This is a genomic window from Desulfofundulus luciae (assembly GCF_030813795.1).
GTDB lineage: Bacteria > Bacillota > Desulfotomaculia > Desulfotomaculales > Desulfovirgulaceae > Desulfofundulus > Desulfofundulus luciae.
Genome location: NZ_JAUSUX010000019.1, coordinates 20,010 through 43,911, shown reverse-complemented (window position 1 = coordinate 43,911; position 23,902 = coordinate 20,010). Strand labels below are relative to the sequence as shown.

General features: G+C 55.0%; 22 protein-coding genes and 1 riboswitch. Of the genes, 7 read left to right on the top strand and 15 right to left on the bottom strand.

The features are described 5' to 3' along the window. Positions 1-51 precede the first annotated feature (51 nt). The 3 genes from J2Z49_RS10970 to J2Z49_RS10960 all read right to left on the bottom strand — a co-directional run bounded on the left by J2Z49_RS10970 (position 52) and on the right by J2Z49_RS10960 (position 2,089). Entirely contained in the window at positions 52-711 is a 660-nt protein-coding gene (locus J2Z49_RS10970) for a ComEA family DNA-binding protein (protein ID WP_307403005.1), read from the bottom strand. Positions 712-868: 157 nt separating this feature from the next. Next, positions 869-1,537 carry a DUF421 domain-containing protein gene (locus J2Z49_RS10965; protein WP_307403004.1) on the bottom strand — a complete coding sequence of 223 codons (669 nt, stop codon included), beginning with the start codon at positions 1,535-1,537 and terminating at the stop codon, positions 869-871. A gap of 66 nt (positions 1,538-1,603) precedes the next feature. Further along, positions 1,604-2,089 carry a hypothetical protein gene (locus J2Z49_RS10960; protein WP_307403003.1) on the bottom strand — a complete coding sequence of 162 codons (486 nt, stop codon included), beginning with the start codon at positions 2,087-2,089 and terminating at the stop codon, positions 1,604-1,606. A gap of 191 nt (positions 2,090-2,280) precedes the next feature. Between J2Z49_RS10960 and J2Z49_RS10955 the strand changes: the two genes are divergently transcribed. Then, positions 2,281-3,144, top strand: a complete 864-nt coding sequence (locus J2Z49_RS10955; RefSeq protein ID WP_307403002.1) for an HpcH/HpaI aldolase/citrate lyase family protein — start codon at positions 2,281-2,283, stop codon at positions 3,142-3,144. Positions 3,145-3,241: 97 nt separating this feature from the next. Next, positions 3,242-3,421, top strand: coding sequence for a hypothetical protein (locus tag J2Z49_RS10950; protein WP_307403001.1), 180 nt, complete (start codon positions 3,242-3,244; stop codon positions 3,419-3,421). On the opposite strand, the gene J2Z49_RS10945 is transcribed toward J2Z49_RS10950, so the two are convergent. From J2Z49_RS10945 to J2Z49_RS10920, 6 genes are all read right to left on the bottom strand, one after another. After that, positions 3,418-5,301, bottom strand: coding sequence for a methyl-accepting chemotaxis protein (locus J2Z49_RS10945; protein WP_307403000.1), 1,884 nt, complete (start codon positions 5,299-5,301; stop codon positions 3,418-3,420). The two genes, J2Z49_RS10950 and J2Z49_RS10945, sit on opposite strands and share 4 nt — an antisense overlap. A gap of 86 nt (positions 5,302-5,387) precedes the next feature. Continuing rightward, positions 5,388-8,192, bottom strand: a complete 2,805-nt coding sequence (locus tag J2Z49_RS10940) for an FAD-dependent oxidoreductase (protein ID WP_307402999.1) — start codon at positions 8,190-8,192, stop codon at positions 5,388-5,390. 17 nt (positions 8,193-8,209) lie between these two features. Then, the gene (locus J2Z49_RS10935; protein ID WP_307402998.1) at positions 8,210-8,719 is read right to left on the bottom strand and encodes a 4Fe-4S dicluster domain-containing protein; all 510 of its coding nucleotides are present in this window, start codon (positions 8,717-8,719) and stop codon (positions 8,210-8,212) included. A gap of 19 nt (positions 8,720-8,738) precedes the next feature. Continuing rightward, positions 8,739-10,823, bottom strand: coding sequence for a molybdopterin-dependent oxidoreductase (locus J2Z49_RS10930; protein WP_307402997.1), 2,085 nt, complete (start codon positions 10,821-10,823; stop codon positions 8,739-8,741). A gap of 68 nt (positions 10,824-10,891) precedes the next feature. Continuing rightward, complete coding sequence (locus J2Z49_RS10925) at positions 10,892-11,443, bottom strand: hypothetical protein (protein WP_307402996.1); 552 nt, start codon at positions 11,441-11,443, stop codon at positions 10,892-10,894. A 90-nt stretch (positions 11,444-11,533) separates the two neighbouring features. Continuing rightward, complete coding sequence (locus tag J2Z49_RS10920) at positions 11,534-12,745, bottom strand: sulfite exporter TauE/SafE family protein (RefSeq protein WP_307402995.1); 1,212 nt, start codon at positions 12,743-12,745, stop codon at positions 11,534-11,536. Positions 12,746-13,297: 552 nt separating this feature from the next. On the opposite strand from J2Z49_RS10920, the gene J2Z49_RS10915 reads away from it, so the two are divergent. Both J2Z49_RS10915 and J2Z49_RS10910 read left to right on the top strand, forming a co-directional pair. Then, the gene (locus J2Z49_RS10915; RefSeq protein ID WP_307402994.1) at positions 13,298-13,966 is read left to right on the top strand and encodes a Crp/Fnr family transcriptional regulator; all 669 of its coding nucleotides are present in this window, start codon (positions 13,298-13,300) and stop codon (positions 13,964-13,966) included. A gap of 283 nt (positions 13,967-14,249) precedes the next feature. After that, positions 14,250-14,756, top strand: a complete 507-nt coding sequence (locus J2Z49_RS10910) for a 4Fe-4S dicluster domain-containing protein (RefSeq protein ID WP_307402993.1) — start codon at positions 14,250-14,252, stop codon at positions 14,754-14,756. A gap of 39 nt (positions 14,757-14,795) precedes the next feature. Here the strand turns inward: J2Z49_RS10910 and J2Z49_RS10905 are convergent, their stop codons facing one another. Both J2Z49_RS10905 and J2Z49_RS10900 read right to left on the bottom strand, forming a co-directional pair. Continuing rightward, on the bottom strand, positions 14,796-15,317 hold the full coding sequence (locus J2Z49_RS10905) for a nitroreductase family protein (protein ID WP_307402992.1): 522 nt from the start codon (positions 15,315-15,317) through the stop codon (positions 14,796-14,798). Positions 15,318-15,458: 141 nt separating this feature from the next. Next, on the bottom strand, positions 15,459-15,893 hold the full coding sequence (locus J2Z49_RS10900; protein ID WP_307402991.1) for a universal stress protein: 435 nt from the start codon (positions 15,891-15,893) through the stop codon (positions 15,459-15,461). 158 nt (positions 15,894-16,051) lie between these two features. After that, positions 16,052-16,141, top strand: a riboswitch (cyclic di-GMP riboswitch). Between the two features lie 155 nt (positions 16,142-16,296). On the opposite strand from J2Z49_RS10900, the gene J2Z49_RS10895 reads away from it, so the two are divergent. From J2Z49_RS10895 to J2Z49_RS10885, 3 genes are all read left to right on the top strand, one after another. Further along, on the top strand, positions 16,297-17,688 hold the full coding sequence (locus J2Z49_RS10895) for an ArsB/NhaD family transporter (protein WP_307402990.1): 1,392 nt from the start codon (positions 16,297-16,299) through the stop codon (positions 17,686-17,688). 60 nt (positions 17,689-17,748) lie between these two features. After that, on the top strand, positions 17,749-18,423 hold the full coding sequence (deoC, locus tag J2Z49_RS10890; RefSeq protein WP_307402989.1) for a deoxyribose-phosphate aldolase: 675 nt from the start codon (positions 17,749-17,751) through the stop codon (positions 18,421-18,423). Positions 18,424-18,576: 153 nt separating this feature from the next. After that, the gene (locus J2Z49_RS10885) at positions 18,577-19,785 is read left to right on the top strand and encodes a glycosyltransferase (RefSeq protein ID WP_307402988.1); all 1,209 of its coding nucleotides are present in this window, start codon (positions 18,577-18,579) and stop codon (positions 19,783-19,785) included. Here the strand turns inward: J2Z49_RS10885 and J2Z49_RS10880 are convergent. The 4 genes from J2Z49_RS10880 to nrfH form a co-directional block, all read right to left on the bottom strand. Next, positions 19,757-20,524, bottom strand: coding sequence for an ABC transporter permease (locus J2Z49_RS10880; RefSeq protein WP_307402987.1), 768 nt, complete (start codon positions 20,522-20,524; stop codon positions 19,757-19,759). The genes J2Z49_RS10885 and J2Z49_RS10880 overlap by 29 nt on opposite strands. A 16-nt stretch (positions 20,525-20,540) precedes the next feature. Continuing rightward, the gene (locus J2Z49_RS10875) at positions 20,541-21,308 is read right to left on the bottom strand and encodes an ABC transporter ATP-binding protein (RefSeq protein WP_307402986.1); all 768 of its coding nucleotides are present in this window, start codon (positions 21,306-21,308) and stop codon (positions 20,541-20,543) included. A gap of 459 nt (positions 21,309-21,767) precedes the next feature. Further along, complete coding sequence (locus J2Z49_RS10870) at positions 21,768-23,177, bottom strand: ammonia-forming cytochrome c nitrite reductase subunit c552 (protein WP_307402985.1); 1,410 nt, start codon at positions 23,175-23,177, stop codon at positions 21,768-21,770. 39 nt (positions 23,178-23,216) lie between these two features. Beyond that, the gene (gene nrfH, locus J2Z49_RS10865; RefSeq protein ID WP_307402984.1) at positions 23,217-23,867 is read right to left on the bottom strand and encodes a cytochrome c nitrite reductase small subunit; all 651 of its coding nucleotides are present in this window, start codon (positions 23,865-23,867) and stop codon (positions 23,217-23,219) included. Between the last annotated feature and the right edge of the window lie 35 nt (positions 23,868-23,902).

The following is a 23,902-nucleotide window of genomic DNA, read 5'->3' as shown; positions in this document are numbered from 1 at the left end:
CCACGCACCTTCTGGGATAAAACGCGGCGGACAGGGAAGACTTTAAACTGGCTAATATACCGTTATGCGATCCTTGAGCTGCTCAAACCTTTTATCCCCGATGCCGGAAACATTTTTAATGTCCTCGGGCACTTTAAATGGCCCGTTGGTTTCCCGGTACTGGATGATGCGCTGGGCCAGGGAAGGCCCGATTCCGGGCAGGGTTTCCAGTTCCTTTTGATCGGCGGTGTTGATGTTCACCAGCGAACCAGCCCCGGAGGCTGGTGAATTACCAGATGGTTGAGCAAAAGGATTATTGCGCAAAGTGGCATTAACGGGAGCAGAACCAGACATGTTCTGCAAAGGCACCGCGCCCCCGTTTAAACCAGGTTGTTTTAGCGGAACAACCAGTTTTTGCCCGTCGGCCAGGGGTGCGGCCAGGTTTAACAAATCCAGATCCGCTTCCGGAATGGCAACGGCCATTTTGATCGCATCCTGCACCCTCGCACCGGCTGAAAGGCGGTATACTCCCGGCTTTTCCACTGCACCGGCAACATGAACCACCAATTCTTTTGCTTCAAGGTTCTCCGAAGGATTTAGTTGTTCCAATGCCGGTTTGCTTTCAGCACCGGTCCGCTGCTGCCATAAGGCATAGCGATAGCCACCACCAAAAATCAGTATGGCTGCAACGATCAAAATAATTAGCTGGTGGCGCCTTGTAATTTCAAACATCCGTTCCGCCCCGCCTTATTTTTACCAGTTAATTCTACTTTAAAATGCATATTCCTTCTTTTCTGTGAAAATAAAGCTAGATATGAACTTCACTGAGTTGTGTTCCAGATCGTAATAACTACTAACTACTTAACTCGCCGCAGGTGGGCTGTTTACCTCATTCTTCTTCATTAATAAACAGCCGGCCGTCGGTGCCCAGGGTGGCCAGAAAAACCCGCTCTGGCTCCAGGCCGGCCGCAGCCAGGTGTTCCCTCAGCCACGCCTCATCGAGGCCGACCAGACGCAGGTTGTCCTTTAAAACCTGCCCATCCATCACCAGCACGGCCGGTAAACCTTCATAACTGGTTGGCAGGCCAAGATCCTCAGGTGTAACGGGACGTTTTTGGGATTTGGGGATTACGCTCAGCTTGCCCGAAGTTTCCAGCACCCCGAACTCCACGTCACCCACATTTACAATTCCCTTCTCCCTGAGCTGGGCCAGAAGGTCGTTTAAATTATAGCGCGCCCGGCGCAGTTCATCCTTGATAATGCGCCCGTTCCGGATTACCACCTGGGGTTCACCGTCCAGCAGCCGGCGCAGGAAGGGACTGTGCAGGGCCAGGAAGCTGAGCACGACTTCCAGAATTCCCAGGGTAACCAGGGGAATGATCCCTCTCCATAAGGGAATACTGGTGGACTCCATGGGAATGGCCGCCAGTTCGGCAATAATGATGGCCACCACAAAATCAAAGGGCGAAAGCTGACCAATTTCCCGCTTGCCCATCAGGCGAACTACCAGCAGCACAATAAAATAAATTAGCACCGTGCGGTAAATTGATAGCAGCATTGACCCGGCCCCCTCGCTCCTCTAGTTTGGCCCCCGGGAAGGCCGGGTTATTCTTTGGAAAATGAATTAATGAAGCTGACCCGGATCCACGCACCCGGCCAGAATTTCCTGCAGTTTTTCTAATTCCTCCAGTGGCGGCATCACCTGGGCCACCTGCCGGATTAATTCATCCAACCCCCGGTAGGCCTGGCGGATAACCAGGGCCCTGGAGGGGGAAATTTTTGTCTCCTGGCCAACCAGGTCCCAGTCGGTGACGACAGTGAGGTCTTTGTGCCGTACGGCAGGCAGGATATCCCACATTTCCGGGGTAAAACCGATGGCCACTTCGTGCCCGCCTTCCCAGTTTAAGTCCAGCGTGACCAGGTAGTTCCGGCCATCAATGGGTACCAGTTGCCAGCCAAAACGGTAGGGAACCTTTTCGCCCCGGTTAAAGCGCCGGAATAGCGGTTCAAGCTCATCCTCCAGCGCCGAAACCATTACGATCATTCCGTGCTCCGATTCGCCAATAAAATCCGGCAAGGCAATTTCCCGCAAAACCCACACCTCCACCACCTGTTAACAACGGCAGGATTTAAACCCGTACGGAAAGAATAAAAAGCAATTATACCAGGGTTAAAAACAAGATGCCAAACTGATCTATAACACCATTGTCCCATAAAAAAGAGCCCGCTGGCAAGTAGCAGGTTGAACCGGATTTTGCGAAAAGCCCCGGGAATAATTTCAATAAGGATGGTGCTTTCTGAATGTTTCCACTACGCACACTTCTTTTCACTCCCGGTGACGATCCGCGTAAAGGAGAGAAGGCCTTTGCAGCCGGGGCCGATGCGGTCGTCCTCGACCTGGAGGATGCCGTTGCCGAAACCAAAAAGGAAAAAGCCCGCCAGCAGATCCGCCAAACCCTGAGTGTTCCCCGTCCCATCCCCGTCTTTGTGCGCATAAACGGTGCCAGCTCGCCCCATATCCTGCAGGATCTGCAAATGGTGGTGGATTTGCCCGTAGAGGGGCTGATGCTGGCCAAGGCCGAGTCGGGGGAAGAGGTACGCCGGGTAGACTGGTTGCTCTCCCTCCTGGAGCAGCAACATAATTTACCCGTAGGCAAGATTAAATTAATCCCCTTTGTAGAAAATGCCCGGGGCATAGCCCGGGCCGGGGAAATTGCCGCCGCCCCCCGGGTAAGTTGCCTGGCTTTTGGAGGCAACGATTATACCATGGATATCGGCGTGCCCTACTCGCTGGAGGGCGAAGAATTATTTTTCGCCCGCAACCAGTTGGTGGTGGCTTCCCGGGCGGCAGGCATCGCCCCGCCCCTGGATACCGTAAACCCCGACTTCAGGGACATTTCCTTCCTGGTGGAAGACGCTCGCCGTGCCCGTAAACTGGGCTTCCAGGGCAAGCTGGTGATCCACCCGGCCCAGGTGGCGCCGGTGAATGAGGTCTTCACCCCCGGCGCTGAGGAAATCGCCTGGGCGGAGAAGGTGGTAGAGGCCTTTGCCCGGGCCCAGGCCGCCGGCAGCGGCGTCATACAGGTGGAAGGGAAAATGGTAGAACTGCCCATTGTGCGCCGGGCTGAACAGTTGCTGGCTGCCGCCCGGGGCCTTGGTAAATGAACAATGCATAGGGAACAATGCCCTGGGAAATTTTAAAATTAAGCATTCTCCCAATCCCTTGCCTAAATCACACAGGCAGGCAGGAACAAAAGGTGGAATGGAAACCATGCCGGCCAGGAACAAAGCACCAGGGGTGAAAAGACCCGGGAAAAAGGAACCCCGGTTTGCGCCGGGAAATGAAGATCTTTTGGAGCAGGCGGCCACCCCGGAAGAAAAGGAACGCGGTGAATTTACCAGGGTAACTACCCTTTCCTTAGATGAAGTAGAACCGGGTTAATTCAACTTAAAACGGCTCACACGGGCTTCCAGTTCTTCGGCCATGGAAGAAAGCTCATTGGCGGCCCGGGCTATCCGCTCCACTGTTCCCGACTGTTCGCCGGCCGCGGCGGCCACTTCCTGGCTGGCCGCACTTACTTCACCGGTGGCCCGGGCGACCCGGTCCACCTGCCGGGCAATGTGCTCGACCTGTTGTACGATAGCATTAAAGTGTTTCCCGGTTTCAACAGCAAGCTGGACGCCCTCCCGCATGCTTTGTACACTTTTTTCCATATCATTAACACCCCTGGCGGTTTCCTGTTGTACTTCATGGATGTAAACGCCGATCTCCGTGGCCGCCCGGGCGGACTGCTCGGCCAGCTTGCGCACCTCATCGGCCACCACGGAAAATCCCTTGCCGTGTTCCCCGGCCCGGGCTGCTTCTATAGAAGCATTGAGGGCCAGCAGGTTGGTCTGTTCAGCTATGTTGGTAATCATTTCCACTATACGTCCTATTTCCTGGGAACGCCGCCCCAGGCCATGAACGACGGTGGAGAGCTCACTAACCAGGCCCTGAATTTTTTCCATCTGGGAGCGCAGCCGTTCCATGGCCTCTTCCCCTCCCCGGGCCGTGCGGGATGCGTCCCCGGCAGCCTTTTCCAGTTCCTCAACCCCATGATTCAACTGGGCGGCAACCTGGGCCAGGCTGTCGGCTATACCTGCCGTCTCCTGGGCCCCCGCGGAAACCTGCTGAATGGAAACCGATAAATCCTGGCCTGCCGCCGAAAGCTGGCGTGCGGTGGCAAGCGCCTGGCCGACCAGGGAGCGAATGCTTTCAATCATGCGGCAGAAACTGTTTGTAAGGTGGCCCACTTCATCCCGGGAAGAGCATACGGGAGAAACCGTGAGATCACCCTCGCCCGCGCGCGCCATTTCTCCCACCAGCCTGGTGATGGGGTTCAAGGAACGCCGCAGAAGCATGTAGATAATACCTAAAACCAGGATACCGGTAACCAGGAAAACGGTAAAAAGATTAAACATGGCTGCATTAAGTTGGGACAGCATCCCTTCCCGGTTTAAAACAACCTTGACATAGGCAACGGTCGCCCCGGAGTAGTCCTTCAAGGGAAGCAACTGCACCGCCTGGCGGCCGTCGTTTATGTACGTTACCTGAGCCTTCCCCTGTTCCAGGCAGGCCTTAATTAAACCCTCGTCCACAGGATATGTATCTTTGTCCGCCGTAGCCGCCAGCAGGTTGCCGCTGTCCACCAGGGAGATACCCCTGTCCCCGCGCCGGTAAACAAAAAAATCCGCCCCCAGCCGCTCCTTCCATTTGGTTAATAGAGCCTGGTTAAATCCCTGGCCGTACTCGGCGCTGCCCACATGCCGGCCCTGGTAGAACACCGGGATCACCACGCGAAAACCGTAACCGCCCCGTCCCTCTTCCAGGCCGGCCACCGGCTTTTTGCTCCGGTTGGCCTCCACCACCGTAGCTCGGAAGGAAGAAAGGTCATCCCCATATTTGTTGGGCATATGCAGGCGTAAAAAGGCGGTGGCCGGGGGAAGGTGGAACTGGAATTGTTCAATTCCGTCGTCTTTAACTTGTTCCCAGATGGGAGCGGTAAGTGCTTTCAGCTTTTCCCGGTCCCTGGCCGCAAATGCTTCCTGCACCTGGGGGTTATTAACCACGCTTTCTATACCCAGTCGAATGCTCCGGGTGATTTCAGCCAGGTCGTTTTCCACAAAGGCCTGTATGGACTGAAAGTGCTGTTTTTCCTGCTGGATAATCAAACTCTTAGTCTGGCTGTAATTGTAAAAAGCCAGCAGTCCAAAGCCTGCCGCCGATAAAACCAGTAACGGGAGCAAAATGCGGGTCTTGATGCTGGCAAGAAAATCTTTCATGGCCTTAATCGCCTCGCTCTATCCGCATTACCGCATTCAAGGTACACCCGGAGTGCATGGTTCCAAAACACTCCGGGTATCGTATACTAGGCCGACTTTTCCTCGACCAGGACAGTTTCCTCCTGCCTGGCACTTAATTCCCCGGCAATGCGGGCCACCCTCCCCACCTGCCGGATAACGTTCTCTACATGTTGCACAATGTCATTGAAGTGCTTTCTCGTTTCAACGGTAAGCAGGACACCCTCCCCCGCGGCAAAACTGCCGTCACCGGCATCGTTCTCCCCGCCAGCGCCGGAGGAAATCTCCTGCCGCACCCTGTGGGTGAAAACACCAATCTCCGTCGCCACCCGGGTGGATTGTGCGGCCAGTTCATGCACCTCATTCAACAATGCGGAAAATTCGTTTCCCTGGCCCCCAATCCTGACGGCTTCAATTGAAGCGTTGAGAGCGAGCAGGTTGACCTGTTCAGCCACATCGGTAATCATTTTCAGGATCCGACCCGCTTCTAAAGAGAGCCGGCCGGGGCCATGGACAACCGTAGACAGTTCACTGACCAGAGCATGAATTTTCTGCATCTGGGGCCTTATCCGCTCCATGACCTCCCGTTCCTCCCGGGAAGTCCAGAAGATTTCAACCGTATCTTTTTCTGTTTCCAGAGCTTCTTGTTCCAACCCCATGGAAACCAGTTCGGTCCAATCTACCGGGTGGAACTCCCTGCCGCAGATTTGGTGGGCCCATACCCGGCGTAAGCAGTCGGGACATATATCGGTTGTGCTGTGGAGGCGGCTCGGGCAATCTTTTAAACGTTCATTCACAAAGTCAAGATGTTTTGATGTGGCATAGGGTTGACCGCAAATCCGGCAGGTAAACAGTTCCAGACGGCTCATCAGCGTCCCGCCCATGCGCATTTCCCTGAAGCCGCCTTCATCGTTTATGGTTATGGCCCCGGTAGGACAATTAACGGAACAACTGCCACATCCGATACATTTATCGCCCGGGCGTGCAAAATCAGTTGCAGTTCCCCTGCTGCCTTCAACGTAACCCAGTTGAATGGCTTCTGCCCCCACTTTGCGGCAGGTATCAACACATTTCCCGCAGGCAATGCAAAGATCGCACCGCAGGCACCTGCCTGCTTCCACCGCACCGGCTTCCGGTCCAAGACCCTCCATTACTTCCTCAAACGTATGTTGTTTCGCGGGCAGGTACTGTTCCTCAAAGGAATAGACCCGGGAGTGACTTTTTTCCTGAGCAGTAACCTGCATAAGGGCGGCAATTTTTCTTTTAACCGGATACTTTATGGCGGCTGAAGGTTTTTCTCCACGCAAATAGGCATCTATAGCGGCAGCCGCTCGTTTCCCGGCAGCAACGGCCTTGATGGCGCTTGCGGGCCCGGTAACAACATCGCCCCCTGCAAAAACTCCCGGCCGGGATGTTTCCATGGTATCCGGATTGACGACAATACGATCCCGGGAAACCAGTACATCCGGTGACTCCCGCCCCTCATTGATAAATGAAAGGTCCGGCTTCTGACCTACGGCAAAAATAACTATGTCGGCTTCCATCTTGAACTCTGAATTCTTGATGGGGACCGGCCAGCAGCGGCCGGTTGCATCGGGCTCGCTCAAAGTATTGCGTATGCACTCAATGTACTGGAGACGCCGGTCCTGACCCCCCAGCCCCGTGGGAGAAATAAGGTATCCCAGGATTACTCCTTCCCTTTCGGCCGCTTCTATTTCTTCATCCAGAGCAGGCATTTCCCGGCGCGTCCGCCGGTAAATGATCCTCACTTCCCGGGCCCCAAGACGCCGGGCTACCCGTGCGGCGTCAATGGCCACGTTGCCGCCGCCCACAACAACCACTCTCTTGCCGCGGACCTCCACCTCAGGTTCACCGGTTCCCGTCAACAAACTTTGGTTTACTGTCCTGAGAAAGGTCACCCCGTCCATAACACCCTTGAAGCACTCATGATTGGGGATGGGGATGGAGCCTTTCCAGGCTCCGGTACCTAAAAACACTGCCGCGTAACCGTCTTTCATCAAAGCCTCAATTCCGTATTCCCCGGTAATTGGGCTGTTCAACCTGATCTCCACGCCCATGGCCTGGATGCGGGATATTTCATCCCGGAGAACTTCCCGGGGAAGCCGGTACGGGGGAATGCCGTAGGCGAGCATTCCCCCCGGCTCGGGCATGGCTTCAAAGATAGTTACGGCGTAACCTCTCTTAGCCAGGAAATAGGCGCAGGACAGGCCGGCAGGGCCTGAACCGACCACTGCAACTTTCTTGTCGGATTTTCTTACGGGTCGCAGCGAAAAAAGGTTTATTTTTTCCCTGATCTCCCGGACCTGGTCGTAAGCCAGCCTTTTCAGGGCACAGATAGATATGGGTGCGTCAACCTCACCCCTGCGACAGGCACGCTCACAGGGATGTTCGCAAATACGCCCCAGAACACCGGGCAAGGGAACATCCTCCAATATTAGCTGCAAAGCTTCGGTATACTTGCCCTGTCCTACCAGTGCAACATAATTTGGGATATCGATACCTGCCGGACAGGCCGCCTGGCAGGGTGCGAGCACCAACTGGGGACACTCGGAAGCGGGACATACCCGGTTCTCAATGTGCACAATGAAATCGTCCCTGTCTTCCCGTAAAATATTCATAACTTCCGGCGCCACACGCTTACCCTGGCCGCAGTGGCACGTAAGGTGCAACCTGTTAACCAATGTCAGCAGGCCCTCCAGGTCACCAAGGCGAGCCTTTCCGCTCCGTATCCTGCCCAGCAGGTTTAAAGCCGTGTTTAGATTTGAGCGGCACTGGCCGCAAAGCCTGTAAAAATCTAAATAGGATTTTACAATTTCCTCTGCCTTTTTAACGCTGCAGGTAACTTTTGCCATAGAAACCCTACTCCTTTTTAACTATGCCCCACCGTAACTATTTGGTGGACATAGCGGACTCGTTTTATGTCCGGCATGCGCTCGGCCGGGCCAAAGAGGAGGCTGCTGGTGGGACAGGCGGTAACGCATGCCGGCTTGAGCCCCGCATCAATACGGTCTTTGCAGTAATCGCATTTTACGGCCTTGCCTTTCTTAACGTCCCATTGGGGCGCCCCCCATGGGCAGGCCATGATGCAGCTCTTGCACCCCACACATAACTCCTGGTCAATGAACACAATGCCGTCCTTGGCACGTTTCTGCACGGCGCCGGTGGGACAGGCCGGTACGCACCAGGGTTCCTCACAATGGAAGCAAGCGATAAAAACATTGGTTGCCTTCGGCCGACTATCTATCTTAACCGGGCCTACCACCACCACCTGGTTCGGTTTTGGCCCCACATCAATCCCCTTGTTGACCTTGCACTGGACTTCACAGCTGCGGCAGGAAATGCATCTTTTTTCGTCCTGGTACAGGTAATACTTGCTCATTGATTAGCCTCCCAACATATCACTTAATTGGCCTTACGGTGACGAAGATATGTTGTAAAGCCGGGCTGCCACCCACCATATCAGTGACGTTTTCCTGCAACATGGCGTCCATGGCTCCCTTGCCGTAGCACCTGGACTGCACGGGTACCTTGTGACCAAAACCGTGCAGCATGAAAACGGCTTCCGGGTGGATGAGGTCCGTTACAAAAGCACGGATGGTATCCCGGCCCCGGGAGGATATGACTTCCACCATCTGGCCGTTTTTAATGCCCAGCTTTGCTGCCTGGCGGGTATTAATCCATAAGACGTTTTCAGGCACCAGCTCGTTTAAAAGCGGATTGTTTTGCGTCGATACATGGGTATGAGCCGCGGTCCTGCCGATCATCAGGCGGAAGTATCCTTCCGGCGGCGCGGCAACGGGTTCGTAGGCCGGGAAGGACGGGAACCCGTTTTCCTCCAGCAAGCTGGACACAAATTCAATTTTGCCGGAGGGGGTTTTAAACTTGATCCCGTCTTTGCGGTCCCAGTAAATGGGCTCGTCGCTCAAGGATACATAGCCCTTGGCGTCAAAGTCGCTGATTTTGATGCCGGTGCCCTGCAACTGGTAAGCCCACAGATCTTCCAGCGTTTGATAGGGGAAGTACTGGCCGATGCCCAGCCGGTCGGCCAGGTTCTTCATGATTTCCCATCCCGGTTTGGTGTCATAGCGGGGTGTCACCGCGGGCCGGCGCAGGTATAATGCGGGCTTTAAGCCGTTTGCTTCCTGGATGGAGTCTCCCCTTTCCAGGTAGATGGATTCCGGCAGGATGACGTCCGAATACCAGGCCGTTTCGCTGAACTGGATATCTATAGTAACGACGAGGTCGAGCTTTTCCAGAGCACGCCTTGTGTTTTCGTAGTCGGGTATGGAAAGCAACGGGTTAAACCGCCAGACGAGCAACGCCTTCACCGGGTAGGGATCTTCTTCCAGTATGGCCTTCGGCAGCATCTGAACCACCCCGTGGGCCGGGTCGGGCAGAGGAAATTTGGGGGTGCCCACCCCGTCGCATCTTTCTTCGGTTACCCTGGGCAGGTCTTGATCCGTTAACTTGTTGAGGGGCTTTTTGCCCACATCCCTGGCGCCTTTCTTGAAGAAGAGGCCTCCGGGAGCTTCTATGCTGCCCATGAGGGCGTTCAACATGATAATGGATCTTCTGAAGTAAATTTCGTTGAGATAGTGTGAACAACGGTATCCGTAGTGGAATATTACCGCCGGTTTGGCCTCGCTGGCCTCCCGGGCCAGAGAAACAATTTCGTAAGCGGGAATGCCGGTTTCCTTTTCCGCCCATTCCGGGGTGTAGGGCTCGACAAATTGCTGGAGTTCCTTTAAACCGAGAACCCAGCGGTTGACGTATTCTTTATCGTACAGGCCTTCTTTTAAAATCACGTGCATTAAGGCATAGTTCAGGGCCAGGTCGGTTCCGGGCCTGATCATGAGGTATTTGTGGGCCTTGGTGGCCGTAACGCTTACCCGCGGGTCGATGTAAGTGAGTTTGGCCCCACTGTCAAGAGCCTGGATCAATTGCTTGACCGGTTTGAGTTCCAAAGATTCAAAAAGATTACGGCCGTAAAGGATCACGTGCTTGGCCTTCCCCAGGTCCACGCCCACCTGCCCGTCGGTATAGCCGGTTAAGGTCCGGAAGGCGGTGTTCAGGGAGCCCTTGCAGCAGGAGTCGTGGGTGAAATAGTTGGGAGACCCCAGGGCCTTCATAAAGGTTTTGCTGATGTGGGAGTTGAGGTGTGCCCTTTCGGTCAGGGCGATGCTGCGCCCGCCGTATTTTTCTTTGACCTCGGCGAGCTTTGCCGCCACGTAGTCCAGCGCTTCCTCCCATGATGCTTCCCGCCATTGACCGGACCCCCTGGGGCCGGTGCGGATTAAGGGCCTTTTCAGTCTCTCGTCATCGTTTAAAAGGCTGACCCCGGCTGCCCCTTTCGGGCAGATGCTCCCTTCAATACCGGCAACGTGGGGGTTGCCTTCAATCAGCTTAACGTTGTCATTTTCCACCATTACTTTAATGGGACATCTTACCGTGCACATGAAACAAATGCTGTAGACAGTTTCCATAAGGGAAGCCTCCAAGTTTTAGTTTTTAGTTGTCTGAGCGCTTTTGCCGCTGATAGCGACATGGCGTCTTATAAAACAACCTGGCTTTTGCCGGAGTTTTCTTCATAGGCCATGAGCATCTGGTGTATGCCCCTGAAATAGGGAAGCCGGTTTTTTACCCGCCCGAAAAACACGCGGGCGAGGATGTAGCAGATGAGAAAAGTAAACACGTAATTTACGGCCAGGCCGGTAAAGGGTATGGGAAAGTCGATGCCGGCAAAACGCTGCTGCATCCAGGCAAGGGCAAAGAAAGCGGGCCACAGGGCGGCCGCCGACAGGCCAAACATGTTGAAGAAAACCCGACCAAAGGCGTCGTTGGCTTCTTTGTTGCATGCGTCATAGCTTTTCTTGTCCCCCAGTTTTAAAGCCGCCATGGTCAGCTGCTGCAAATCCGCCAGCCGGGTGTTCAGCCGGTCCAGGTGGTTTTTGTTCACCAGAAACACTACGGAGATGGTGAACTCCCCGATGACTACCGCCATTAGCGCCACCAGGAAAGTACCCAGAAAGTAATCAAAAACCGGGTGGCCGCTGATCCTGTAAAAAATAATTAAGAACTTATCCACCAGTTCCCAAAGGCCCATATTTTCAAGCCCCCGTTTATCAGGTAGTCGCAGCCAGGTTCCCCGGGGTAGCCCGGGGAACCTGGCGCGGAATATTTGTTAAGCGAATTCTTACATCGGTACCCAGGCTTTCCCAAAGAATCCCTTGCTGAAGTAACCGAGGCCTACGTATAGGGCGAGAACGACAAACAATCTCTTCAGCCAGATGTCCGGGATGTATTTCTGGGTGCGCGGGCCAATCATGGAACCAATAAATACACCGATTAACTCCACCCCAATCATGCCCCAGTCCATGGCGGCACCGGCCACGGTGATGTAGGTGGTGATACTGGTCAGCATGCTCACCAGAACGGCCATGGCGGAGGTACCCGCCACCACAAACATGGGCAGGCCCACGATACTGGTCAGGTAGGGCACGTACAAAAAGCCGCCGCCCACACCGAGGAAGGCTGAAATGGCAGCGATCACAACACCGCCGATGAAGGCCCAGATGGGATTGAATCGAAATTCCACACCTAAGAAGGAGAACTTAATGTTCGTCAGTCCCCACTGGGTGACCGTGATCCCCTGGATAGCTTCGTCTTTCTTTTCTTTGATGCTCTGCTCAAAGGCCCTGGCCGCTTCTTTGGCCGCCTTCTTGCTGGCCTGCCCCCTGGGGGTCGTTTCATACAAAAGAACGCCACCCACAACAAACACAAAGAGACCGAACCAACCCTGGTACTGGCTGAAGCTGACCTTGCCGCCGGTCAGAGCGGGAATGGCCACAGCCCCCGCTATAGAACCCAATCCCAGGGCAAGGCCCAGCGGCCAGGCCAAACGCTTGGCCCTGAGATAGTTGACGGTGCTTAATAAAGACGACAGGCCTACCAGCCACTGGTTGGAGGTACGGATGCTGTCGGTGAGCAGTTTGTTCAATTGGGGGGCAGTTTTCTTAAAGGTTTTGATATAGTCACCCAGGCCGTAAACGGTCATATGACCCACCCCGGCCATGATGCCTCCAAAGGCGCCCACCGTGGAGAAGATCCAGCCCACCCAGATCGCCCACAGGATAGCGACCAGGTAGTTGATCTTTGGCGCTCCGGGAATGCCAAAGGCTCCCCTGGGCGCGTTGGGATCGATCTGCCCCTTGCCCGTGCCCACCGGGGCTTTAGCAATCGCTTTGCCCAGTTTTCCCTTCAGGCCAAGGTCACTGCCTACCACCTGCACTTGAGCGTTTTTCCCTGTTTCCTGCTGCGCCCCCACGCCGCTGGCCCCTAAAACCAGAACGGCCAGCATCAGAAGCAGTGTGGCCAGGGCAATTTTATTGATAATCCCCTTTTTCATTCAATCCTCCCCCGTAATCAGTGATGAACACTCCTATAAGTTCAAGCGCTTATTCATTCGAAAAATATAAGAAATGGGAATAAAGTTTGTACTCACAATCACATAAGAATAATAAAGGCATGAGAAAACAACCAGATTTTAATGTACTGCGGAATCACCTCCCTTGACACGAGCACCGCACAAAAAATTCACCTCCCTGAATGGTTTTTTAAAACAAGATACACCCTATGTGTTATAATTAAATATAATCAATGTAATAACATGTTAATGTCAGAAGCAAGACAATATAAAGGTCATCTTAAAGACAATATAATTGTCATCCATCCGACACTTGTTAAACATATTTTCATAAGGGCGTTTTTCAACCCCAGCACACACACTGTGCTGCTTTCCGGAACAACCATTGACAAACCCGGCTAATTGGGAATATAATAAATGCTAAACATGTTAACCTTCTTTTTTGCGCGGAGGCGTTTGTTACTTAATAGTTCCAAGAATTTTTCGAATAAATAGTTGTAAACAACCCTTTCTTTACCGGGGGGGATAGACGGCATGTCACTACCGCACCTGGAAACAGCAGCATTAAATGACGTGGAAAAGGCAATTATTCGCCAGGCTGGATTTACGGTGCATTACCCGAAAGGTCATGTCATTTTTGCCGCCGGTGATCCGGCCGACCGGGTCTACCTGGTGGAAAGCGGCTGGGTAAAAATCTACCGCTTAAATGCCGACGGCCGCCGGGTTACCGTAGGCAGTATCCGCAGCCCCGGGGAGCTAATGGGTCTGGCCGAAGCCCTGTGGGGAGGGGAACGCACCTGCTTTGCCGGTGCAATCAGCAACGTCAGCCTGGTGGTTTTGCGTAAAAACAAATTTGAAGAGCTAATGGGTGCCCATCCTTTTCTCGCGATTAAAGTTGCCAAATTGCTGGGGGTGCGCATGCGGGAAGCGGAACAGATAATTCACGAGATGGTTTGCTGGCAGGCTCCCGGGCGGCTGGCCCTGACCCTGTTAAAAATGGGCGAACGCTGCGGCATGGAAACCAAAAACGGCATTAAACTGGGCGTGCAGCTTACCCACGAAGAACTGGCAAATATGGTGGGAACCTCCCGGCAAACGGTAACCTCCCTATTGAACACCTTCAAGCAGGAAAAAAGCATTGCTTATGAAGGAAGAACTATCAGCATTGTGGATCCCGATAAGCTGGCTCGATGGATTATGTAAATCGCCTGTCCTTACAATTCTGCCCCAGTTATGTACAAACCCCGTTTTTCGGGGTTTGTTTTTTTCTTCCTCGCTTTACTTAATGTAAACCCGGAACAGACTGCTATGAATTCCGTTGAATGCTTATTAAAAAAATTAATACTTTTAAGAAGGTGTTCTAATGAATATATCGAACTATAGTCAATATCAAAGGGAAAAACATCACCGACCTGGTGGGGGGAAGCCTGGCGTTACAGCATGTCTTTGCAACCGTAAGGTGAGCAAAAAGTCAGGGGGTTAACTGATGAGCCGCTATTATTTGTACCAGGACGAGCAAAGGTGCATTTTTTGCCGCAGTTGTGAAGTACAGTGCAAAGTAAACAAGGGTCTTGGGGTGGGGCCCAAGCCAAATAAGGTTGTTGTGACCAGCCCTGTTGTCAGAAACGGTCAGGCAAGGGCAACGTATGTTTTCACGACCTGTCATCACTGCGAGGATCCCTATTGCGTGCAGGCCTGTCCCATCGGGGCCGTACAAAAACGACCAAAAGACGGCATTGTGTTCATTGACCAGGAACTGTGTGTGGGATGCAAAAGCTGCATTATGGCCTGCCCCTGGGGTGCGCCCCAGTGGGATGAAGAGAAGGGTATAGCTGTTAAATGCGATTACTGCAAAGACCGTATTGATGCGGGGCTCAAACCGGCATGCGTTACCGCCTGTCCCACCAACAGCCTTCTCTTTGGTCCGGCCGAACGCATACCGGCCATAAAACGGGCCCGCTATGCCCGCAGGAGATTTACAGGAAATGTATAGCCGTTACCAAAAAAACCGGCCGGAAATACGGCCGGTTGCTTATATGTAGCTTACAATATCTTCTATTTCTCTTCTCTTGGGCCTGCGGGCCGGATCGTCGGCCGGGTATCCTACTGGAACAATGGCCACGGGTATACGCTCAGCGGGGATACCCAGGCACTCCCTCACCCGGTCCTCGTCAAAAGCACCCACCCAGCAGGTTCCCAGGCCCAGGGCATTTGCGGTGAGGAGAATATTTTGTACTGCCGCAGCCGTATCCTGGTAACAATAAAGCCGCCGCCCCCGCTCACCGTAAACCCGGGCCGAGCGTTCCGGTTCGGCGCATACCACAATCGCCACGGGTGCCTGGGCAATAAAGCGTTGATTTAAAGCGGCCTGGGCCAGGGCTTCTTTTTTTTCCTGCCGGGTAACCACGTAGAAAAACCAGGGCTGCAGGTTACCGGCAGATGGAGCCCAGCGGGCCGCTTCCAGGAGTTGATCCAGCAGTGCCTCGGGCACCGGGTCGGACTTATAGTGCCTTACGGAATACCGGCTTCTCACCAGGGACAGAATCGTGGACATGATCAATTTCCCTCCCGCAGGAAAGTACTTTTATATTATACCCCGGGACGCTTATCTCGTGTGTTTTCACAACCGCCTTCTTAAGAAATCGCCCTTACTTTTCACCGGTATAAGCCCGGGCAAATACAATTGACTCTTACTTCACCTGACAACCACTACCGGGCAGGGGGCCAGGTGCAGCACTTTATGGCTCACGCTGCCCAGAAAAAGGGACTTAACATCGCCATAACCGCGGCTTCCAACGACAATCAGGTCAAATTGACCCTCCGCGGCCAGCCGGCAAATGGCTTCGGCCGCATCCCCCCGTTCCACCGCCGTGGCTATGGCCTGGCCTTCCGCCCGAAAAATCTCTTCTACGGCGGCAAAGACTTTTTCCGCCCGGGCTTCTATTTCTTGATCCAGCTCTTTTTGCTGAAGCCAGGCACAAACTCCGGGTTCGGGGAAAAGTTTATAACAGGAAGGCCCCACGTATAAAGCCGTTACTGCAACTTCCGGGTTGAGTTTGCTTAAGCGCAAAGCCTCTCTGGCAGCACGCAGTGAATTCTCCGAACCATCCACGGCCAGAAGGATTTTCACAAACCACTACCTCCCCCGAAGACAATCTTTATTGCAGGATCTTCTACGTTCCAGCGGGAAAAACCTGCATTATTAGAAACATAATTAAATCTCTATTGCCTCCACAGGGATTGATCAGCTAAAATACTACATAAGTAAAATCAAAAAGAATACGGTGCTTACGGGTTGGGCAAACCGGGCGAAAGCCCGGGACGCTAAAGCCATGGGTCTAAGGTCCTTTTCAGGACTATGATCGCCAGGCTGCAACGGTACCGACTGCCGGGGGGGGTAGTCATTTGACTACCCCCCCCTTTAATTTTACCTGAAAATTAGTCACATTTTTGCGTTCAACGGAGGTGGTTTCCTCAAACGTAGTAAGACCGGACGATTGTCGAAACACTATGAAGGAAAGGAGATGGGAAATTTGACCCCTCAAACGCAAGTTATTTTAGCTACGTCCGTCTTTTTACTCACCTATGCTATAATTATTTCGGAAAAGATTCACCGTACCGTGGCCGCCTTTTGTGGTGCCGCGATAGTCATACTGGCCGGCATCATTACCCCGGAACTGGCCGTCCACTACATCGATTGGAACACCATTGGCCTGCTGACCGGGATGATGATCATCGTGGGTGTTACCCGTGAAACGGGAGTCTTTGAGTACCTGGCCATCAAGGCGGCCAAAATGGCCCGGGGGGAACCCCTGCGCATCCTGGCTGCGCTTGCCCTGGTCACGGCTGCACTTTCAGCCCTCCTGGACAATGTAACCACGGTACTGCTCATCGTGCCCGTTACATTTGCCATCGCCCATAAACTAAAGGTAAGCCCCCTGCCCTTTTTAATTTCTGAAATTATCGCTTCCAACATTGGGGGCACGGCTACCCTGATCGGTGACCCGCCCAACATCATGATCGGCAGCGCCGTGGGGCTCGGGTTTATGGATTTTGTGATTAACCTTACCCCGGTGGTTGTCGTAATTTATGTCGTGACCATCTCCATCCTGCGCCTCATTTACCGCCGGGATCTGGTTACAAACCACGAGAACCAAAAAAGCATCCTGGAGCTAAAAGAATGGGACGAGATTAAAGACGCCTCCTTGCTCAAACCCTGCCTATGGGTTCTGGGGTTAACCATTGCCGGCTTTGCCCTGCACCAGTTCCTGCACCTGGAAAGTTCGGTAATAGCCCTGGCCGGGGCGGCCCTGTTGCTGGTAATCACCCGTTCCGACCCGGAACATGCCCTGCACGCTGTGGAATGGCCCGTCATATTCTTCTTTATCGGCCTGTTTGCCCTGGTAGGAGCGCTGGAAGAAGTAGGGGTCATTGAAACCATCGCCCATTTTGCCCTGGAGGTTACCGGAGGAGAGCTCCTGCCGGCGGGCATGCTGATCCTTTGGCTTTCGGCCCTGGCCTCGGCCTTTGTGGACAACATCCCCTTTGTAGCGACCATGATTCCTTTAATCCAGGACATGGGCCGCCTGGGGGGTATTGAAAACCTCAACTTTCTGTGGTGGTCCCTTTCCCTGGGAGCCTGCCTGGGTGGCAACGGCACCATCATCGGTGCTTCGGCCAACGTAGTGGTGGTGGGCATGGCTGAAAAGAGGGGTATTCCCATCAGCTTCCTGGGTTTCTTTAAAGTAGCTTTTCCCCTCATGATCCTTTCCATTATCATTGCCACAGTTTATTTGCTAGCCTGGCTGAAATTTCCGACCACCCTGGTGCTGGTCGCCACGCTGGCAGTAGGGCTGGTTTGGAGCCTGCTTTTAAACCTTCTGCAAAGGCAGGGCAGGAAGGAGTCTTTCGGGCACGGCGGGTAACAACTGATTCCCTGCACCAGTTGCCTGGAGAACAGTAAATTGTACAAGGGGGGTTGGCAGTTGACCAGAAACCAGTTGGCCGCCATAATCGATCATACCCTGCTTAAGCCCACGGCCACCACCCGGGACATCCGGCGGCTTTGTGCCGAAGCAATGGCGGAAGGGTTTGCCGCCGTATGCGTCAATCCCGCGCATGTGGAGTACGCCGCTAAAATACTTGCCGGTTCCACGGTGGCAGTATGTACGGTGATTGGTTTTCCCCTGGGGGCAACCACGCCATCCGTAAAAAAGAAAGAGGCTGAAGAGGCCATAAATAACGGGGCCAGGGAAGTGGACATGGTCATAAATATCGGCGCTTTGAAGGAAGGAAACCACGACCTGGTCGTGGCCGATATCCGGGGAGTGGTGGAGGCAGTGACCGCCCTTTTGCCCGATGGGCTGGTCAAGGTGATTATCGAAACGGGCTACTTAAACCACGAGGAGAAAATCACCGCCTGCCGGCTGGTGTGGCAGGCGGGCGCCCACTATGTAAAAACCAGCACCGGTTTCGGCCCGGGCGGGGCCACGGTGGAAGATGTGGGGCTGTTGCGGGAAAACCTACCCCCGGAAATGGGCGTAAAAGCCGCGGGGGGTATTCGTACCACCGGACAGGCCCTGGCCCTGATCCGGGCTGGGGCCGCCAGGCTGGGCACAAGCGCCGGCCCGGCCCTGCTGGCCGGCCTGCAGGCACAGTAAAAGTGCAAGCTGCTCATGCTGAAATTTCAACTTAACTACCTAGAACCATCGCAAATATTTTTCCTCCACCTAACCAGGGCAGGTGGAGGAAAAATATTTTCCGGTCGAATATACTAAGGGTTTAGAAAACACTGCAGAGGAAGAGGGTTACTCATGACCGGTATCAGGGATTATCAGGCTGTTGCTGGGGAACAACTCATTGAAGAAATTTACGAGCTGGCCCGGCAGCTCAAGGGGTGCAGGGTTCAACACATCAATTCCACCTTTACCGGCGGCGGGGTGGCGGAAATTTTAAAACGCCTCGTGCCCATGATGCAGGAAGCGGGCCTGGAGGTGCGCTGGGACGTCATCAGGGGGGATGAGGAATTTTTCCGGGTGACCAAAACCTTTCACAACGCCTTTCACGGCGTGCCCGTGCAAACAACGCCCGCCATGCTGGACACCTACCGCCGGATATCCCGGGAAAACTACGACCTGGTAGACCCCCGGGCGGACTTTGTCATTCTCCACGATCAGCAGCCCCTGGGCCTGGCCGAAATCCGTCCCGGCCACCCGGGCCGCTGGCTGTGGTACTGCCACATTGACCCGGTAGACGTGGACCGGGAGGTGTGGGATTTTTTGAGCCCCTGGGCAAGGCGTTGTGACGCCGCCATCTATCATATCCAGGCCTACGCCCGGAACCTGGGCCACCGGCAATACTTCATGCCCCCGGCCATCGACCCCCTGGCGGACAAAAACCGGGAGGTATCATCCAGTGAGATTGCCGCGGTTATGGAACGGCTGGGTATACCGGCCGACCTGCCCCTGGTGGTACAAATTTCCCGGTTTGACCGCCTCAAAGACCCGGTGGGGGTTGTACAGGCCTTTCGCCTGGTGCGGAAGGAAGTACCGTGCCGCCTGGTGCTGGCGGGGGGCGGAGCCACCGATGACCCCGAGGGCATCCAGGTGCTCCAGGAAGTGCGGCAAGAAGCCGCCCATGACCCGGACATCTTTATCCTGGAGCTCCCCCCCACCAGCGATCTGGAAATTAATATACTGCAACGGGTTGCCGCAGTGGTGGTCCAGAAGTCGGTACGGGAGGGTTTCGGGCTAACCGTAACCGAGGCCATGTGGAAATCCCGCCCGGTGGTAGCTTCCCCCGTAGGCGGCATTACGGTGCAGATAATTCACGGACAGACCGGGCTGGCCGCCGCCACCACCGGAGAAATGGCCCGGGCGGTGGTCAGAATATTGCGCGATCCCTCCCTGGCAGAAAAACTGGGGCAAAACGCCAGGGAACACGTGAAAAAGAATTTTATCCTGCCCATTTATTTAAAACGCTGGCTGGAACTGCTCACGGCCGAGCAGAGTTTCCCGGTATGATCATCTGCTCGGCCTGGTTGAAATAAGCCCGGTAAAGGGTAAACCCCAGGGTAATGCTGGAAATGGCCGTGGCACTGCTGAGCATCAGCATAACCATGATCTGGTACTTTACCGCCAGCAGGGGATCAGCTCCGGCCAGGATGGAGCCGGTCATCATCCCCGGCAGGGTAACCAGCCCCACAGTTTTCATGGAATCAATGGTGGGCATCATACCCCCTTTAACTGCCGCCTGCAGAACGCCTTCCACCGCCTGCCGGGGAGATGCACCCAGGGCCAGGGCGGCTTCCACCTCCCGCCTTTGCAGGCGGATGTCGGCTTGAAAACGGTTGAGAACCAGGCCGGCAGCCACCATGGCGTTGCCGACGATCATCCCCGCCACCGGAATGACAAAGCGGGGACTACCCCCGATGATGTGGAGTGAGAGCATCAAGCCCAGGGTAACTACCTCCCCCAGCCCAATGGCCAGGATCACCCGCCAGAATATCCCCGGGATCTTTTTACCCTTTCCGGCCGCATTGTGGGCGGCCACCAGGGTCATCAGCAGCAATATCCCCGCGGTAAAATACCAGCGATTCTGCCTGAACACAAAGGTCAGCACATAACCGATAGCCAGCAACTGCAAAAAGGTGCGAACCGTCCCCACCAGCAAATCCCGCTCCAGGCGCAGTTGCTGCCACAAAGACAAAAGCACGGACACCAGCACCAGGGCCAGGGTGGATAAAAGGGCTGCATCGGTCAAGGGATTTCACCTCTCCTCACGACCGGCAGCACCCGTGCGTGGTGTGCCGGCCCTCCTGGAAGAACTGGCGCACCCAGGGATCGACCTCGCCGCACATGAAATCCTCCTTCGGGCCACAGGCCGTAAGGCGCCCCTTCTGCATGACGGCCAGCACCCGGGCTACCCGCAGGGCCTGGGCGGCATCGTGGGTTACCCACACCACGGTGAGGGCATTTTCCCGCTGCAGCCGCGTGATTAACAGCTCTATCTCATCCCGGGCCTCCGGGTCCAGGGCTGAAGTAGGTTCGTCCAGCAAAAGGGCCGCCGGCCGGTTGGCCAGTGCCCGGGCCAGGGCAACCCGCTGGGCCTGACCACCGGAAAGACCGCTTACCTCCCGCCGCAAAAACTCGCCGTCCAGCCCGACCTGTTCCAGCAACTCTGCCGGCTCTATGCGCGGGGCCGAGCGGGTAACCCGGGGACCGTAAAGGAGATTTTCTTCTACGGTACCGGGAAAAAGGACCGGGGTTTGAAACAACATGCCCACCTGACGCCGCAGTTCCCGCACGGGGTACCCTTCCAGAGGTTTGCCCCGCCAGTAAAGCCTGCCCCGGCTGGGTTCATCCAGACGGTTTAAAAGACGCAGCAGGGAACTTTTACCCGAACCCGACGGCCCCACCAGGGCCGTGATGGTACCCCCGGGAAAATGAGCCGTAACGTCCTCAAGTATGGTGACCGGCTGCCCTTCATTGCCGGCAGCCGTACGCCATACCCGATCCAGAAAAAAACCATCAGCATAGATCGCCACTCACCATCACCAAATCCCCAAAATCTTGAAATCTCGAAACTCATAAGTTCGTACTATTAAGTTCTTACTATACTTGTAATCTCCTGCCGGTCAAGTCCAAATTATGGTGTAAATTCCCTCCGGCAGGTAAGAACATCCCGTTTTAGGCCACGCTTATGCAGGTATCGGCATTACTCCCCCCTTGCACCGTTTCCCGGGTTGGCCTTCCACCCCCAGTACTCCGCCATATCAAAGTAGCGGTGTCCCTCGCCATCGAGTAGGAGGGGGCGGCTAGCTCCCTTGGCTGGCAGACTCGTGCTGCCTCGCCTGCAGTGGACTTTCACCACCAAGTTAACGCCCATGCCGGGCGCACACAAAGAAGCTCCCCCGATCTTGCGGGGGAGTTTCCTTATGTTACCTGCTTTTGAATAAAACTTCATAATCAACGAGGTGATAAATTAATATACATGCTTTGTCAACCTATTTCGTCCCGTCAAAGGTAAACTCCAGGTTTTGCTCCGGCCGGTAGGGGACGCCCTTGGTACCCCGTTTGGCGTATTTGGAAAGTTCCAGGTCAAATTTATCCGGCACCTGTACCCCCGCTTTCACCAGGGCTTCCCGGGCTTTCATCAAAGACTGGTCGGCGTAATACAGCCCGTCACCCAGCACACGCAGGGCTTCTTCCGGGTTGTGGAAGCCCATGCTGTTTTCTGCGCCAATAAAGGTCACCCGGTAGTAGGCCTTTTCATAAAGCTGCTTGGCCTGGTTCAGAAGTTCCTGGTTCACCCCGGCCGTCTTGTTGGCCAGTTCGATGGCCTTGGCCGCCTGGGCGGCGGCGTTTCCGGCCCGGGTATACATATTGTTCACCCGGTCCTGAATATGGATCACCTGATCCCGCAGCCATTGCGGGCTCTGGTCATGGCACTGGGTGCATGCCCTCATGTTGTCCTTCAGCGGGCTCTGCACGTGGTGGGAGGAAATCTTGCTGCTGCCCACCCGCTCGTAGGGCATGTGGCAGTCGGCGCAGGCCACCCCGGCCCGCCAGTGGACGCTGCCGTTGGAATACAGCTCAAATTCCGGGTGACGGATGTGACCCAGCTTGATCCCGGTGGGGGTGTTCTTCCACTCCAGGTTGGCCGGGTCGGACTTGATCACACTTTCAATGTCTTCAATGGTGATGTGACCCCATTGGGATTTCTGCCAGGGCAGGAAGAGGCCCACGGACTTCATGTTCTGATCCTTGGGAATGACGTAGGTGTTATGGCACTGGGCACAAACCATGGTGCGCTTTTCCTGCCTGGTTAAACCCGCCGGATCCTTGCCCAGGGCTTTCAGGGCATCGTTTACAAACCAGCGGCTTAACTTTAAATCCATATTGGCCGGGTCATGACAGTCAATGCAGGATAACCCCAGTTCCGCATGATTCTGCGGGATCATGGCGTGCACCCGGTCATAGGGCTGCTGGAAGTAAGCCAGGCCCATCTGTTCCTTCAACTGCGGTGCATAGGGCGACTTGCAGGAAAGGCATACGCCCCCTGCCTTGCGCCGGGACGGGTCTACATCCAGCTGGTCCTTGAGCATGTAGACGTGCCCCCGGGGCTCGTTGAATTCCACCCCCATACCCCAGCCGTCCAGCAGCACCAGCTGGAAAGGATATTCACTTAATTTGTCCTTCTGCTCAGAACCCTTGTACTTGCTTTCGCCCTGCCCCCCCTCCTTCGTCATCATGAAGCTATCGTATTCCAGGGGGTAGACCTTTCCCCAAACGGCAGGGTCCACTTCCCCTGGAGGGATGGAAGCCGTTTTGACCATTTCGGCCCTGGGCGGGGCGCATCCGGCCAGTAACAGGAGGATCAGTACCGGCAACCAGGCCCACCAGGTTTTTTTCAAGAATATCTCCTCCTTTCGCATCCGTAAAAACTATGGTGGTTAATTGATTAATAACCGTGTTCCCTGCCCGTGGGGCACCGAACGGTGACATTCCCAGCAATCCCTGTCCTCATGGTCAATCACGTTCTCCATCAGATTACCATGGCAGCGCAGGCAGTTTTCCCGCACTATCCGGCCGCCCCGGTCGCTGAGGTGAATGGGGTCCGGCACACGGTTGGTATAGAAGAGGAAAAAGTCCCGGGTGCCGTCGACACCCTTGCCCACCAGCTTGGCCGCCAGGTTCTGGTGGGGTACATGGCAGTCGCTGCAGGACGCCCACTGGCGGTGGGACGAATGGAACCAGGTTTCATACTGGGGTTCCATCACGTGACAGCTGATGCAAAATTCCGGGCGGTCGGTGTAAGACACCACGGCCTTTGTACCGGCAGTCAGGATCACCACCATCACCAGCAGGCCGGTCAGGAGGGACCATATGCGGCGGCGCAGGCGGTAAACGGCACCTTTCCAGGGTGGAGAGTTCTGCCGGCGGCCACCGGCTCCGGTATCCCCACCATTTGTCCCCCCGGCACTGCCTTCCGCCGGCTGCGAGGTATCACCGGCACCGGATGGCGGTATCCCTCCCGGTTCAGACTTATTCCGGGTGTCACCAATACCGGCGCGTTTTCCCTCATTCACGGCATCTTCCCACATTGTTCCCACCCCCCTTCCCCCGGAAACCACCCGCC

Bases quoted from the DNA above. Each gene is read 5' to 3' on its own strand.
- J2Z49_RS10970 (WP_307403005.1), bottom strand. From the start codon at position 711: ATGTTTGAAATTACAAGGCGCCACCAGCTAATTATTTTGATCGTTGCA.
- J2Z49_RS10965 (WP_307403004.1), bottom strand. From the start codon at position 1,537: ATGCTGCTATCAATTTACCGCACGGTGCTAATTTATTTTATTGTGCTG.
- J2Z49_RS10955 (WP_307403002.1), top strand. From the start codon at position 2,281: ATGTTTCCACTACGCACACTTCTTTTCACTCCCGGTGACGATCCGCGT.
- J2Z49_RS10950 (WP_307403001.1), top strand. From the start codon at position 3,242: ATGGAAACCATGCCGGCCAGGAACAAAGCACCAGGGGTGAAAAGACCC.
- J2Z49_RS10945 (WP_307403000.1), bottom strand. From the start codon at position 5,301: ATGAAAGATTTTCTTGCCAGCATCAAGACCCGCATTTTGCTCCCGTTA.
- J2Z49_RS10940 (WP_307402999.1), bottom strand. From the start codon at position 8,192: ATGGCAAAAGTTACCTGCAGCGTTAAAAAGGCAGAGGAAATTGTAAAA.
- J2Z49_RS10935 (WP_307402998.1), bottom strand. From the start codon at position 8,719: ATGAGCAAGTATTACCTGTACCAGGACGAAAAAAGATGCATTTCCTGC.
- J2Z49_RS10930 (WP_307402997.1), bottom strand. From the start codon at position 10,823: ATGGAAACTGTCTACAGCATTTGTTTCATGTGCACGGTAAGATGTCCC.
- J2Z49_RS10925 (WP_307402996.1), bottom strand. From the start codon at position 11,443: ATGGGCCTTTGGGAACTGGTGGATAAGTTCTTAATTATTTTTTACAGG.
- J2Z49_RS10920 (WP_307402995.1), bottom strand. From the start codon at position 12,745: ATGAAAAAGGGGATTATCAATAAAATTGCCCTGGCCACACTGCTTCTG.
- J2Z49_RS10915 (WP_307402994.1), top strand. From the start codon at position 13,298: ATGTCACTACCGCACCTGGAAACAGCAGCATTAAATGACGTGGAAAAG.
- J2Z49_RS10910 (WP_307402993.1), top strand. From the start codon at position 14,250: ATGAGCCGCTATTATTTGTACCAGGACGAGCAAAGGTGCATTTTTTGC.
- J2Z49_RS10905 (WP_307402992.1), bottom strand. From the start codon at position 15,317: ATGTCCACGATTCTGTCCCTGGTGAGAAGCCGGTATTCCGTAAGGCAC.
- J2Z49_RS10885 (WP_307402988.1), top strand. From the start codon at position 18,577: ATGACCGGTATCAGGGATTATCAGGCTGTTGCTGGGGAACAACTCATT.
- nrfH (WP_307402984.1), bottom strand. From the start codon at position 23,867: ATGTGGGAAGATGCCGTGAATGAGGGAAAACGCGCCGGTATTGGTGAC.